The organism is Candidatus Protochlamydia naegleriophila, assembly GCF_001499655.1.
GTDB lineage: Bacteria > Chlamydiota > Chlamydiia > Chlamydiales > Parachlamydiaceae > Protochlamydia > Protochlamydia naegleriophila.
The window spans coordinates 2,271,483-2,284,961 of the sequence record NZ_LN879502.1; the positions used below are offsets into that span (position 1 = coordinate 2,271,483).

19 protein-coding genes are annotated in these 13,479 nt (G+C 42.6%); 1 reads left to right on the plus strand and 18 read right to left on the minus strand.

Annotated elements, in window-relative coordinates:
* Positions 1-63 precede the first annotated feature (63 nt).
* The gene (locus PNK_RS09590; RefSeq protein ID WP_059061752.1) at positions 64-1,278 is read right to left on the minus strand and encodes a hypothetical protein; all 1,215 of its coding nucleotides are present in this window, start codon (positions 1,276-1,278) and stop codon (positions 64-66) included.
* Between the two features lie 954 nt (positions 1,279-2,232).
* Positions 2,233-3,258 (minus strand): type I glyceraldehyde-3-phosphate dehydrogenase, encoded by a 1,026-nt coding sequence (gene gap / locus PNK_RS09600; RefSeq protein ID WP_032124341.1) that lies wholly within the window; start codon positions 3,256-3,258, stop codon positions 2,233-2,235.
* A 515-nt stretch (positions 3,259-3,773) separates the two neighbouring features.
* Here gap and PNK_RS09605 point away from each other — a divergent pair.
* Complete coding sequence (locus PNK_RS09605; protein WP_059061753.1) at positions 3,774-4,160, plus strand: hypothetical protein; 387 nt, start codon at positions 3,774-3,776, stop codon at positions 4,158-4,160.
* A 188-nt stretch (positions 4,161-4,348) separates the two neighbouring features.
* On the opposite strand, the gene rplQ is transcribed toward PNK_RS09605, so the two are convergent.
* From rplQ to rplP, 16 genes are all read right to left on the minus strand, one after another.
* Positions 4,349-4,777, minus strand: coding sequence for a 50S ribosomal protein L17 (gene rplQ / locus PNK_RS09610; RefSeq protein ID WP_032123932.1), 429 nt, complete (start codon positions 4,775-4,777; stop codon positions 4,349-4,351).
* A gap of 10 nt (positions 4,778-4,787) precedes the next feature.
* On the minus strand, positions 4,788-5,906 hold the full coding sequence (locus PNK_RS09615; protein ID WP_079992895.1) for a DNA-directed RNA polymerase subunit alpha: 1,119 nt from the start codon (positions 5,904-5,906) through the stop codon (positions 4,788-4,790).
* Positions 5,907-6,061: 155 nt separating this feature from the next.
* The gene (gene rpsK, locus PNK_RS09620; protein ID WP_032123930.1) at positions 6,062-6,469 is read right to left on the minus strand and encodes a 30S ribosomal protein S11; all 408 of its coding nucleotides are present in this window, start codon (positions 6,467-6,469) and stop codon (positions 6,062-6,064) included.
* 18 nt (positions 6,470-6,487) lie between these two features.
* Complete coding sequence (rpsM, locus tag PNK_RS09625; protein WP_032123929.1) at positions 6,488-6,856, minus strand: 30S ribosomal protein S13; 369 nt, start codon at positions 6,854-6,856, stop codon at positions 6,488-6,490.
* Positions 6,857-6,995: 139 nt separating this feature from the next.
* Complete coding sequence (gene secY / locus PNK_RS09630) at positions 6,996-8,363, minus strand: preprotein translocase subunit SecY (protein WP_420885366.1); 1,368 nt, start codon at positions 8,361-8,363, stop codon at positions 6,996-6,998.
* A gap of 294 nt (positions 8,364-8,657) precedes the next feature.
* Positions 8,658-9,110 (minus strand): 50S ribosomal protein L15, encoded by a 453-nt coding sequence (rplO, locus tag PNK_RS09635; RefSeq protein WP_059061755.1) that lies wholly within the window; start codon positions 9,108-9,110, stop codon positions 8,658-8,660.
* A gap of 9 nt (positions 9,111-9,119) precedes the next feature.
* Positions 9,120-9,623, minus strand: a complete 504-nt coding sequence (rpsE, locus tag PNK_RS09640; RefSeq protein WP_032124339.1) for a 30S ribosomal protein S5 — start codon at positions 9,621-9,623, stop codon at positions 9,120-9,122.
* A gap of 34 nt (positions 9,624-9,657) precedes the next feature.
* The gene (gene rplR / locus PNK_RS09645) at positions 9,658-10,029 is read right to left on the minus strand and encodes a 50S ribosomal protein L18 (RefSeq protein WP_032123927.1); all 372 of its coding nucleotides are present in this window, start codon (positions 10,027-10,029) and stop codon (positions 9,658-9,660) included.
* A 16-nt stretch (positions 10,030-10,045) separates the two neighbouring features.
* Positions 10,046-10,588, minus strand: a complete 543-nt coding sequence (gene rplF / locus PNK_RS09650) for a 50S ribosomal protein L6 (protein WP_032123926.1) — start codon at positions 10,586-10,588, stop codon at positions 10,046-10,048.
* 21 nt (positions 10,589-10,609) lie between these two features.
* Positions 10,610-11,011, minus strand: a complete 402-nt coding sequence (gene rpsH, locus PNK_RS09655; RefSeq protein WP_032123925.1) for a 30S ribosomal protein S8 — start codon at positions 11,009-11,011, stop codon at positions 10,610-10,612.
* Between the two features lie 14 nt (positions 11,012-11,025).
* Positions 11,026-11,583: a 50S ribosomal protein L5 gene (gene rplE, locus PNK_RS09660; RefSeq protein ID WP_032123924.1), complete on the minus strand. Its 558-nt coding sequence runs from the start codon at positions 11,581-11,583 to the stop codon at positions 11,026-11,028.
* Positions 11,584-11,596: 13 nt separating this feature from the next.
* Positions 11,597-11,947 carry a 50S ribosomal protein L24 gene (rplX, locus tag PNK_RS09665; RefSeq protein WP_051981735.1) on the minus strand — a complete coding sequence of 117 codons (351 nt, stop codon included), beginning with the start codon at positions 11,945-11,947 and terminating at the stop codon, positions 11,597-11,599.
* A 19-nt stretch (positions 11,948-11,966) separates the two neighbouring features.
* Positions 11,967-12,335, minus strand: a complete 369-nt coding sequence (gene rplN, locus PNK_RS09670; RefSeq protein ID WP_032123923.1) for a 50S ribosomal protein L14 — start codon at positions 12,333-12,335, stop codon at positions 11,967-11,969.
* Between the two features lie 243 nt (positions 12,336-12,578).
* Positions 12,579-12,827: a 30S ribosomal protein S17 gene (gene rpsQ, locus PNK_RS09675; protein ID WP_032123922.1), complete on the minus strand. Its 249-nt coding sequence runs from the start codon at positions 12,825-12,827 to the stop codon at positions 12,579-12,581.
* A gap of 2 nt (positions 12,828-12,829) precedes the next feature.
* Positions 12,830-13,051, minus strand: coding sequence for a 50S ribosomal protein L29 (gene rpmC, locus PNK_RS09680; protein WP_032123921.1), 222 nt, complete (start codon positions 13,049-13,051; stop codon positions 12,830-12,832).
* A gap of 6 nt (positions 13,052-13,057) precedes the next feature.
* Positions 13,058-13,477, minus strand: coding sequence for a 50S ribosomal protein L16 (gene rplP / locus PNK_RS09685; protein ID WP_032123920.1), 420 nt, complete (start codon positions 13,475-13,477; stop codon positions 13,058-13,060).
* Between the last annotated feature and the right edge of the window lie 2 nt (positions 13,478-13,479).

Consider the following 13,479-nt stretch of genomic DNA (forward strand, 5'->3'; position numbering starts at 1 on the left):
GTCAAGCCCTTTTTCAGCAAGATTTTTCATTTTTTTAATCTTGCTGAAAAAGGCCCCTTAGAATCAATGAGAAGGGTGTTCTTCTCTTTTCTCTTCTGCTTGAACAGGCTCTTCCGAATCCGGCTCTTCCTCTTTAAAAGTTGTATCTTCCGCAAAAGTAGGCTCTTCTACAGTTGATTCTTCTTCGGCAAAAAGAGGCAGGCTCATTTGTTCAGCCTGAGATTCTTTTGCATCTTTAACGGCTTCCTCTTCTTCAACGTGCGGACTCACGTGGTGAATCTCCTCGAATTGAAAAGCAGGCTCCGTAGAAACGAAGACTTCTTCAACAATAATCGATTCGCTTTCTACAGCTTCTTCAGCGTGAACAGCCTCTTCTTCCATCGGCTCATGCATAGGCTCAAAATGAGCATTGTCAGCCTGTCCAGAGGCTAGTTCAGTGGATGCCTCAACCTCTGATTCTTTTGCAAAAGTTGGTTCTTGCAATGGAGGAGCGAAGTCCTCTTCATCATCTTCATTGAGCAGTTCATGCACTTTGTCATGAGGTTTATATTGCTCTTCTTCGGTCAAGAAAAAGGCATTTTTAAAGAGAGCATTTTCACGATAGCGGTTAATAGTCTCTGAAATCAGCGTTGGAGGAGGCTGTAACAGCGAAGACAGGAGGCTTGACGACATAGGAGCCGTTCCTTGCGCTTCAGCACCTTCTTCTGGAGGAGGAATGTGAATTTTTTCATCTTCGAGTGGTGGAATAGAAGGTGGTGCCACTTCTGGATTTCCTTCCTCTTTAGGTGCGTCTTCTCGTTCCTCACCTCTTGAGCCTCGGCGCTTGCGGTAATGGCGTCGGCGATCCCTTTTTTTGTCAAGGCGTGTATCAGATTTTGCTTCTGCAACCGCTTCTGCTGGCTGAGGATGGGCTTCCTCTTGCTCTACAACTGTTTCTTCTTCTTCGGCAACGGCAACTTCGCCCTTGTCTGCTTCGCGGCTGGCTTTTAGATTGCCTTCTCTACCACCGCCAATTTTAATAGAGCGGTCAAGTCCTGCATTTTTCAGGACCATGCGCGCTTCTCTAACTTCTAAAATCTCATAGTCAGCAACGGGTACGAGAAAAGATTTAGGCCTTTCCATCGAACGGAAAAATAAGGCATGACCAAATGAGACAACTTCGACTGCATCGACAAAATACTCTTCTTGAGCCGTCCCTTTACTGCTTCTGACAACTAGCTTATACCCCTCCTTGGGAGTAATGATCGTTTCTATAATGGGTTCTCGAGTAAAATCCACGTTGATTCATCCATTGTTAAGTGTTTCGTCTATCATACATAGACAACTTCAGATTTATTCAGCCAACTCAACAAGGTGGATAGAATAGACTAAAAGACCAATGCCGAAGCATCTATCCTTGAAAGGGATTGTAAAAAAGGAAAATGGAATTTGAACTGTACTGTACGGCCGGTAAAGACTGTTTATCTCAATGATCTGTTTAACGTAAAACACGCCATTAATGGACTGTATTAATGGCAATCTATCTTCAAAAAGATTAACATCTTTAATCCCTTCAAAGCAATGCTTTGAAGCTTATTCACTGACCGTATGGTCACTCATGCTCGTTTACAATAGACAAGGCATTTCGATTGAATTGAAATCGATCTTAAAACCCTTGTTCTGACCATAAATGAGTTTTGCCAATTCATGTCTCATGAGTGAGTACATCCTCCAAAGGATCTCATCTAAAAATTGAGCTAATCGCTACAATCCAAAAAAGAGCTGATTGATCAGCCTAATTCAGCTTGCAAGCGGTTTTCCAACCTTCTTCTGAGTTTTTCCATTACTTAATCTGTTTACCTTTCAAGCATCTGCTCGGGCTTCTTCAAGAGGAGACACAAGTCATAGCCTGCTTAATTGTTTTGCACTCTTCAAAACAGATAGTCATGCCAATTTTAAAATGGGCCCTCTATCCTGCTAAATATTATTTTGCAATTTCTTAAATTAAAGCAGCTAACTTGGCCAACACCCCCTTCATACAATCAAATCGGTTCGGATGTCTTTTAAGACTAAAGCAAACACCTTTTCAGTTGGGTTTAATACGCATCATTGCTGGGTTTCCAGCGAAAAAGCGTTTACAGCGAAAGCAAAGAGAGAAAAAGAAGTCAGTTTAATGGATTAAAAGGCATCTATCAAATTCCTATCGCTTCTCTGTAAACCCAAATAAGACTCACCTTCAGTTTACAAGTCTGCCTATTTGATGGCAAATGTCCTTTCACGTGAAGCCATATAAATCACTAAATCGACAACCCGGGAGGCATATCCCATTTCATTGTCGTACCAAGCCACTACCTTGAAGAAAGTTGGATTGAGGGCAATTCCCGCATCCTTATCAAAAATGGCCGAATAAGTACTGCTGATAAAGTCTGTCGAAACGACCTGTTCATCGCAATAAGCCAAAATTCCCTTCATAGGACCTTCCGCCGCTTCCTTCATGGCTTGGCAAATCTCTTCATACGTTGTTGGACGGCTTAAGCGGACTGTCAAGTCTACAGCCGATACATCAGCTGTCGGCACGCGGAAAGCCATACCCGTTAACTTGCCTTTAACTTGCGGCAAACAAAGAGCTACGGCTTTAGCCGCGCCAGTCGATGCTGGAATAATATTTTGCCCGGCACTTCTTCCACCTCTCCAATCTTTTTTAGAGGGTCCATCGACCGTAGGCTGAGAGGCTGTCATGGCATGAATAGTCGTCATCAATCCCTCTTCAATGCCAAACTTGTCGAGCAGTACTTTAGTGATAGGAGCCAAACAGTTAGTTGTACAAGAAGCATTGGAAACAATGCGGTCTTTCTCTGGATTGTACGACTCTTCATTGACTCCTAACACTAGCGTCGGCACATCGCCTTTTGCCGGAGCCGAAATGATGACCCGCTGTGCACCGGCTGTTAAATGCTTGCCAGCCGTTTCTGGTGTCGTAAACAATCCGGTCGATTCAATCACGTAGTCTACTTTCAAATCTTTCCAAGGCAGGTTTTGGGGATCTTTTTCGGAAAAGACCAGAATTTCGCGACCATTCACAATGATGGCATTTTCTTGAGCACTGACCTCTCCTTCAAAGCGGCCGTGAATGGAATCGTATTTTAATAAATAAGCAAGGTTGTCTGCAGGAACAATGTCATTAATAGCAACAATATTGATGTCTTCTCGCTCACTAGCAAGGCGACAGACTAATCTTCCTATCCTTCCAAATCCGTTGATGGCGATGTTTATTGTCATAAAGCCTCCTTTCATAATTTGGTTTGAAAATAGAATATCTTTTGTCGAATGTAAAGGAAAAGTCTCAAGTATTTGATCGGAAAAATCAAGAGGATCCATCTTATTCAAGATAGAACAGCTCTTTCGCATAAAATAGCCTTACTGAAAATGGATCATGCAAACTTAAACAGGTGATAATCGCGGCTCTCAGCTTGAGCGAGGAGCATAATAGACGCCCATGCCCCCAATCTGCTCCAACTCCCATTCAATCAATGCCGCATACAACTGACCGCCCCCCACTTCAAAATCCGCGCCCTTCAACCTTCCTTGCTCCACAAATTATATAGGTTATCGCTTCGTGAAAGCATTGAGGAAAGAGGCTTCACCTCCCCTTTTCTTTAATCAGGTTTTGAAAGTTTTGCAAGGACTGGCTTTAATTAGGGACACTCCAGTCAAAAAGATTGTTTCACATGCTATTAATCTTAAATTCACAAATCTGACTTAATATTAAAAATTCAATTTTAAGAGGGTGAGTCATGAAAAGGTTTATTCTAATTTTATTAAGTTTAAGTTTAATAATTTCGCTTTCAGTAGAAGCCAAGAGCGAAAATCATTCTTGGAAAAAAACGACACCGTTTGTTCCGGGCGGCATTAAGCATATCAAGGACAGACATTGGTTCAATGCGCAAGCGACGCCTCCAACCTCTCGTTTTAATCGGTCGATGACAATTAGTAAACTCAATAGCATGGCAACTAAAGCGATTCAGCAAGGGAGTAACCAATCGTCAGTCAATGGAAAAAAAGTGCACGAATATACGTTTAACAAGCCGATTGGCAGGGCGACGAATGGCAAAAGAGCCCATACGTTGCGCGTCGTAACAAGTCCTAAGGGAGAAATCATTACCGCCTTTCCGACCAAATAAGTGGATGGCTTCAAACAGTTGAAATCGACCTTATTGATGTCTTAGCGGAGCTTGCTTACCACAGATCAATCAAGAAGCATTTGTTCGAGGCATTCTTTGACGCATTGAGGTCTTTGTACTGTAAGGAGAAAAAGAGTGAAAAAGAAAAGACTTAAGCCAAAAGGAATTTTGGCTTAAGTCTTAGATAATTAGTCAGCAAGATACTCGATAATGCATGTTTGCGCATTATCGCCAACGCGGTGACCTTGCTTAACGATACGAGTGTAACCGCCATTGCGCTGAGCAAAGCGTGTTCCAAGTTCGTCAAACAACTTGCCAATGACAAGACGGTCATCGTTATAGGCGTATGTATTGCCTTCTTTAGCTGCTCTTTGTTCCTTTGGTGTCAAAGGATTAAAGCGAATCATGAGCTCAGCAATCGCTTGGCGACGTGCAGCAAGGGTGTTTTTCTTAGCTAAAGTGATCATCTGGTCGGCGTAGCGACGCAATGCTTTTGCTTTAGGCACCGTTGTTTGAATGCGCTCATTCGTAATTAGAGATTTTAACATGTTGGCGAACATGCAACGTCTATGAGACGTCGTTCTGCCAAGCTTACATGTTTGATTTAGGTGTCTCATAACTGTTTACCTACTTAGCATCTTCGTGTTTTGTTGATTCTTTCTTTTTTTTCTTTTCTTCGCGGTATTGCTTGATTTTTTCCTTGACATTGTCAGGTGAAATTCCAAACCGGCCTAAGTCCATGCCAAGGTGCAACCCCATTTCATGCAATTTAGCTTTAATTTCATTTAAGGATTTTTTACCGAAGTTTCTAAATTCTAACATTCTACGTTCAGGAATGCAAACCAATTCCGCGAGTGTTTCAATGTTAGCGCCAGTCAGGCAGTTAGCCGAACGGACAGAAAGTTCGATTTCATCAATCCCTAAAGAGAGCTTATCCATTAACTCATCTTGATCACCATCGCGATCACCACCCTTCTCATCAAAAGAAAGGGCGAAGTTATTAAATTGGTTAAACACTTCAAAGTGCTTAAGAGCAATTTGAACAGCAAAACTTAAGGCTTCCGCAGGTGTAATACGACCATCTGTCGTCACTTCCATGATGAGGCGATCAAAGTCGGTATCCTGACCTACACGCGTATTCTCGACAAAGTAATTGACCAAGCGAACGGGTGAAAATGCTGAGTCAACTAAGATCTCGTCTGAGGTTTTATCGCGAACGACGTGACGCTCAGAAGGAACATATCCTCGCCCGAATGCAACTCTTAAGTCGACTTGACGGCGCATTGGCTTTGTCACAGTAAACAAGTGCAACTCAGGATTGACAACTTCGAAGTTTCCTTCTAGAACAACATCCCCTAAAGTAACACTATACTGCCCCTGATTGCGGTCTAAATCGTCTTGTGTTACTTCGACAATTTTCGTCAGAATGCGAGTTTCTCTGGAGTTAGGAGTGTCCTCCATGGGAAGTTTGCGTAATAAAGCGCCTTTGAAGTTCAGAACGATATTGGTCATATCTTCAGATATTCCCTCAATGGCCATATACTCATGAGGAATTCCTTCAATGCGTACGGATATAATAGCTGGTGCTTCCAAAGAAGTCAGCATTACGCGACGCAATGTGTTACCTATGGTATGTCCAAATCCTCTTTCAAAAGGTTCAGCCGCGTAACGGGCATAATTGGATTCAGGAGAATCTTGGTCAACTGTAATCCTTTGAGGCATTTCAAATTTGCCGTATTTTACCATGAAGTGACTCCTAATAGTAATAGTTGAGAATTATGAGCGCTTGGCAATTGATCGTACGAAGCAAATGCACAGTTCATTAATAAACCTCGTGACCCGCAGCCAATAGACTGTCAATTGGTCAGAGGCTATACCAAGTCGCTCATAATAGTTTATCTTTATACGCGACGACGTTTACGTGGACGGCATCCATTATGCGGCACAGGCGTAGTATCTCTAATCGCCGTAATAGTTAAACCAGCACTTTGCAATCCTCGTACAGCCGATTCGCGGCCAGCGCCTGGACCTTTCAAGTTAACTTCAACTTCTTTCATTCCAAGAGAAGCAGCAATTTTGGCTGCATCTTGAGCAGCTACAGTCGCTGCGAAAGCAGAAGATTTACGAGATCCAGAGAAATTTACCTTACCAGCAGATGCCCAGGAGATCACTCTTCCTGAAGGATCAGTAATGGCAATAATTGTGTTGTTAAAGGTCGCTTTAACATGTGCTATGCCCGATGGGACATTCTGAAGGACTTTCTTTTTAGTCTTTACAGGCTTTTTATTGGTGGCAGGTTGCTTACTCAAAGCTGAGAACTCCTATTCTTATTTTTTCTTATTAGCAACAGTCTTGCGACGACCTTTGCGCGTTCTAGAATTTGTTTTTGTACGCTGTCCGCGAACTGGCAAGCCGAGGCGGTGACGTGTTCCACGATAAGAGTGAATGCTAATTAAACGCTTGATGTTGTTCTGAACTTGACGGCGAAGATCACCTTCTACCACATATTCAGATGTGAGTAGACCGTTTAAACGGGCTAAGTCATCTTGAGTAAGCTTATGAGCACGCATGTTTGGATCTAAACCCAACTTAGCGATAATCTCATTAGACAAATGACGGCCTATTCCGAACAAATAGGTCAAACTAATTTCTAATCTCTTGTTATCTGGTATATCGATACCTATGACTCTAGGCATTGAACTCTCCTAATTTTTCCAAAAACGAACTGTAAATTGTATAGAACTTTTCTTTTTATTGCAACTCTATTTCACTAGTAGAGAAAGTCTAAAAGACACCTTATCCCTTTTAGACTTCCTTTATATCATTAACGTAACTCTAACGTCCTCTCACTCGCCCTTTCTTCATGAAACCATCGTAGCGCTTCATCAAAAGATGAGACTCAACTTGCTTCATTGTATCCAATACCACACCAACTAAAATCAGGAGGGCTGTACCCCCGAAGAAGTAGCTGATTGTTTGAGGCACGCCTAATAAGCGTCCAACCAGGTTTGGCAAAATTGCGATGAGGGCCAAGAATACGGCACCTAATAGAGTGATGCGATTCATTGTACTTTCTAAATAGTCTTGTGTGGGCTTACCTTGTCTTACACCGGGTATAAAAGCTCCATTCTTCTTCATATCGGATGCAATCTGATCAGGACGAAACTGAGTCGCAGTCCAGAAATAGGTGAAGAAAATAATTAGAGCAACAAAGAAGACAAAGTAAAGAGGACCGCCAGGAGACAACCAAGCTGCCACTTCGCCTAACCAGTTTCCTGTCCCTAAAAATGTTCCGAGGGTCGCCGGGAACAAGAGCAGAGAAGAAGCGAAGATGACGGGAATGACACCCGCATAGTTAACTTTAAGCGGAATGTAAGAACTCCCCCCTTGAACTTCTTTTCTTCCAACAACACGTCTTGCATGCTGAAGCGGAATGCGGCGATGGCCTTGAATCACCAGGATGGTGGCAATCGTCACGACAACAAATACAGCAGCGAGCACTAAAATTGTTGAGAAATTCATTTGACCTGGCTCTTGCGAGTCCAAGTTCAACTGCTGGAATACGAGACCCAGGGCAGTTGGAATCGAAGATAGAATACCTAAGCAGATAATCAAGCTAATTCCGTTTCCAATTCCTCGTTCCGTAATTTGCTCTCCTACCCACATCAGAAACATGGTTCCAGTTGTCATGGTAGCGATCGTAATTAAATAAAAAAGCCAGGGCAATCCGAAAGCTGTAATGTCTAATAACTCTCCTGCCACAATACCGGGCCTTGATAAATTCATTTGGAGAGCATATTTAGCAAACAGGGCTGATTGCAAAAAGGAAAGAATAATCGTCAAAAAGCGAGTCCAGCGATTAACCTTACGTTTACCAGCATCGCCATTTTCTCGCAAATCTCTCTGAAAGCTTGGAATCAGGGCAACTAACAGCTGCATAATGATCGAAGCGGAGATGTATGGCGTGACGCCTAAGGCAATCACAGTCATCTGAGAAAAAGCACCGCCAGAAAAAATATCTACCATTTGGAAGAGGTTTTGGCTTCCACCTGTGGCATGTCTAAAAAAGCCAACCGCTACTTCTCCATTGATCCCGGGAACTGGAATAAAACTTCCAACGCGGCAAACGGCAAGCAGAAGAAGAGTTAAAAGAATTTTCGACTTTAGCTCAGGTATTTGAAAAACACGTCTTAATCCGTTCAGCATCTCTATATCTTGGGGTAATAGGTTGCTTTTTTTTCCTCAAAAGAGTAACTCTTTTGCGTGATTTGATGGTTCTTTCGATAGATATACCGAAGAAACTTGAATAATTCGCATTTGAACCTGCATAAAGTATTGCTAAGCCAATACAAATTTTTCGTGTTTCTTTGGTATAAAACCACAGAGAGTACAAAGACACCTGATAGAGAGTTTATCTTTAATGGTGCTTTAATCTTTGTACTCTTTGTGGCCTTGGTCTGTTATAGAACTAATGAGCGCTATTTAAGCGAAATCAGCTTATTTTTCAATTTCAAATGAAATCTTGGCACGTGTCAGCTTTTCGCGCGCACTTTCAGACATTGCATGAACTTGAATTTTAACTTTTTTCGTAAGCTCGCCGTTACCCAGCAATTTTACTCCATTAGTCTTTCCACTAATAAATCCACGCTCTCTCAGAGAGAGTTCGTTGACTGTTTCACCATCTTGGAAGACAGCTTCAATTTGATCTAAATTGATAACGTCATACGCACGTCTGAACTGAGCATTGCTAAATCCACGAAGAGGCAATTTCATGAACAAAGGCATCTGACCGCCTTCTTTTCCTAAACGTCTCTTGTAGCCAGAGCGAGATCCTGCTCCCTTTTCACCACGTCCGCAAGTCTTGCCGTGCTTAGAACCTATGCCGCGGCCAACGCGCTTGCGTGGCTTACGCTTACGTGTTGAATCTTTGAGTGTATTTAAAGTAATCATAACTATCCTTTATAACCCTCTTCTTTGCTTAATTTCTTCACGTGGCAGCAATTGCTCGATCGCTTCGAAGGTGGCCTTAACTTGGTTAATCGGGTTACTAGAACCTAGGTTCTTCGCCATTACGTCTTTGATGCCAGCTAGTTCAAGAACTGCCCGCACTTTAGAACCTGCAATGACACCTGTACCAGCTGGAGCAGGCTTCAACAAGACTGTTGCTCCGTCCCAGTGGACAATGACTTCGTGAGGAATGGTCGTCCCTTCGATCGGGCAAATAACCATATTTTTACGAGCCGCTTCGCCACCTTTGCGGATTGCGTCTGTCAATTCATTTGCCTTAGCAAATCCATATCCGACACGTCCTTTACCATCGCCGACTAAGATGAGTGCAGAAAAGCTGAATTTACGTCCACCTTTGACAACTTTCGAGCAACGGTTGATGTATAACACTTTTTCAGTGATATCGCTTTCTACTTTCTCTTTATCTTTTCTTGGAGACTCATTGTGTTTTGCCATGACTCTTCCTTCATCTTTTTTCATTGTAACCCCTTTAGAATTGGAGACCGCCAGCTCGCGCTGCGTCAGCTAGCTCGGCTAGGATACCATGATACTTAGAGGATCCACGGTCAAAGACCACTTCTTTAATATTTTTGCTCTTGGCAATTTCAGCAATCTGTTCGCCTAATTTGCGAGCAGATGCTTTATTCTTCTTGCAAAACTCCGTGTTGCGATATTCTTTCGCGAAAGTTGCTATTCCACCGAGCGTGATGCCTGCTTCATCATCAATCAATTGCGCTTGAATATGGCTATTGCTTTTCACGACACATAGACGAGGCTTTACGCTTGTTCCACGAAGTTGCTTACGCACTCTAATAGCTCGTTTTACACGAAGCTTGGCGTTTTTACTAGCTTGATTAATCATATCGTTCCTTCAGCGATTACTTCTTAGCAGCAGCCTTACCTGCTTTCTTACGTACATATTCCCCTACATAGCGAATACCTTTACCTTGATAAGGCTCTGGTGGGCGCTGGCTACGTACTGTAGCGGCAAATTGGCCAACGAGATGCTTGTCAAAGCCAGAAATGAGAATTTGGGTATTCTTATCCACTTTCACTGTCAATCCTTTTGGGATTGGCAATTTGCATGGATGAGATAAACCTAATTGCAGATCTAGCAGGTCACCTTGCACCGAAGCACGATAACCGACACCAATCATCTCGAGTCTTTTTTCAAAGCCTTCTGTTGTTCCAACTACCATATTATGGATGAGTGTACGATAGAGGCCATGAAAATGGGCAAGGTCTGCCTCTTCATCGGCTAAGGAAACGAGAATCTCGTTTCCTTCTACATTAACGTTAACTCCAGGAACAAGCTTTTGTATTAAGGCGCCTTTTGGGCCCTTAACAGCTACTTCTGTGTCAGAAACTTTAACCTCAACACCATTAGGAAGAGGAATGGGAAGTTTACCTTTACGAGACATTGTCACTTTCTCCTTCGATCTTTACCAAATCAAACACAGAAGTTCACCACCGATTCCACGCTGAGTCGCTTCATTGCCTGCCATGACTCCCTGAGAAGTCGAGACAATGGATAAGCCCATGTTGCCGTAAAAGCGTGGGATGTCTTGGTGCCCAACATATTTGCGTAAGCCGGGTTTTGAAATTCTTTTTAGGCCCTGTATAACAGGACGACGACCGTTTGTATATTTTAAGAACATACGAATCGTTCCCCTCTGACCTTCATCAACTTTTACCAGATAATTTTCGATAAATCCTTGATTTTTGAGGATCTCAGCAAGGGTCTGCTTCATTTTGCTCCAATTAACATCTACATAGCGATGTTGAGCTTTGGTGGCGTTGCGAATCCTTGTGAGGAAATCGGCTACTGGGTCACTGACTGCCATGATTCCTTCTCCTATTAAGCTGCTACCGAAATCGGTAAGTTTTTAAATGGAACGCCTAGTAATCTCAAGAGCTCAACACATTCTTCATCTGTTTTAGCGCTCGTCACAAACGTAATATGCATTCCTTGCGTTTTTTTAACTTCGTCTAGATTGATCTCTGGGAAGATTTGCTGATCATCCAAACCTAAAGTGTAATTTCCCATTCCGTCGCATTTAGAAGGAAAACCTCTAAAGTCGCGGATACGAGGACAAACGATGTTAACAAAACGGTCAATAAAATCATACATTCTTTCACCGCGCAAGGTCACTTTTACGCCGATTGGCTGACCTTCACGAAGTTTAAAGTTAGAAATCGCTTTCTTGGCTTTTGTGACAACAGGCTTTTGACCTGAAAGCATAGTCATTTCTTTGACACAATCCTGAATAGAATTCTTGTCTTTAGATGCTTCCGCAATACCCATATTGATCACGACTTTGACTAAACCAGGAACCTGCATTGGGTTCTGATAGGCAAATTTCTTTTGCAACTCTGGCTTAACGTCAGCTAAATATCTTTTCTTTAACCTGGACATTGGCTTTTTCTACTCACTTAGGTTTTTTGACTGAACGGTAGACTACTTCTTGATCGCCTTTGTTATAAACAAACTGGCGATGTCCTTGTTCATTAGTACGAACTTTCAACTTAGCCGCAGACTCTCCTTCCACACAAACTTTCAAGTTTGAAACGTGGATAGGTCTTTCAATTTCTACAATTCTGCCCTTAGGAGCATCTTGGCTGCGTTTCACATGTTTCTTGCGCACGTTGAGGCCTTGAACAATAACTTTGTCTCCCTTACGTGATTGAACAGTGCCTATCTGACCACGATTGTTACCAGAAATAGCAACAACAGTGTCACCCTTGCGAATTTTTTTTGATCCACTTGGCATATTTTCCATTTTCGTCATAGCCTCTTAATTAAATCACTTCTGGAGCCAGAGAGCTAATCTTCAAAAAGTCTCTGTCGCGCACTTCGCGTGCTACTGGTCCAAAGATACGAGTCCCTTTTGGGTTCTTCTTATCATCGATAAGGACACAGCTGTTAGTATCAAAACGCAATTTTGTTCCGTCTTTACGCTTGATGTAAGACTTTGTCCTGATGATGACGACCTTTACAACGTCCCCTTTCTTTACGCTTCCTTCTGGGTGAGCGTCTTGAACAGAGGCAACGACGATGTCCCCAACATGGGCATAGCGACGCTTTGATCCACCTAATACTTTAAAGCACTTTACCCGCTTTGCACCCGAGTTATCAGCAACTTCGAGCTCGGTTTCTTGTTGAATCATGACTTACAAACTCCAACGATAATTGTCTTTTAAGATGTCGAGAAGATGTACCCTCAGGTACCCTTACAACATCTCTTGTGTGGTGTAACTTGTCGTCTTCACCTGTTTCAACTTTTAGGCTCTACTTTTTGATACTAAGGAATGGGGAGAAGGCTGATAACGATAATCAAAAATTCCCCATTGCTCTTACCAAGTAAGTTTTACCTAAACGTTGTGGATTGAACATTCATAGGACCTGAGGCCCTATGCAACTACACGCCAACGCTTTAATTTTGATAAAGGACGTGTTTCCATAATTTTCACTTCGTCACCGATTTGTAAATCGCCAGACTCGTTGTGAGCGTAATATTTTTTACCGCGCGTTACGATCTTGCCATATTTTGGATGGCTGAATGTACGCTCGACTTTTACGATCACAGTCTTTTGCATTTTATTGGAGACGACGACGCCTTTTTTAACTTTGCGGCTTCCTCTTTCTTCTTGCTGCTCCATGATTAACCTCGATTGGTCTGATTTTGATTTCCGCGACGCTTCTCTGTAATCACTGTCAACAAGCGAGCGATGTCTTTGCGAGCGTGTTTAATCTCGTGTGGGTTTTCTCTCTTTTTCTGAGAGCGAAACTCATTTTGGAGTTCAAACAGCTTTCTGCAAGACTCGTCGTAGGTCGCTTCGAGTTCTTCTAAACTTTGATCTCTTAAATCTTTCGCTTTATACATAATTCCTCAAACTTGTTCTACGCGTTCAACAAATCGTGTTTTTAATCCCAATTTAGCTGCTGCTCTGCGTAAAGCACTTTGAGCCATTTCTTTGGGCACATTAGCCACTTCGAAAAGAATTCTGCCTGGTCTTACTACAGCGACCCAGTGATCAACGGCACCTTTACCCTTACCCATTCTCACTTCAGCAGGCTTCTTTGTGATCGGCTTATCTGGGAAAATACGAATCCAGACTTTACCTCGTCTTTGGAAGAAGCGGTTAATAGCAACGCGGCAAGCTTCGATCTGTTGGTTGGTAATCCAACCCCTTTCTAAAACTTGAATTCCAAATTCACCAAAGTGAACGAAATTGGCACCTTTGCTTAATCCAGCAAATTGCCCCTTTTGCATCTTGCGATGTTTAGTTCTTTTTGGCATTAAAGGCATGA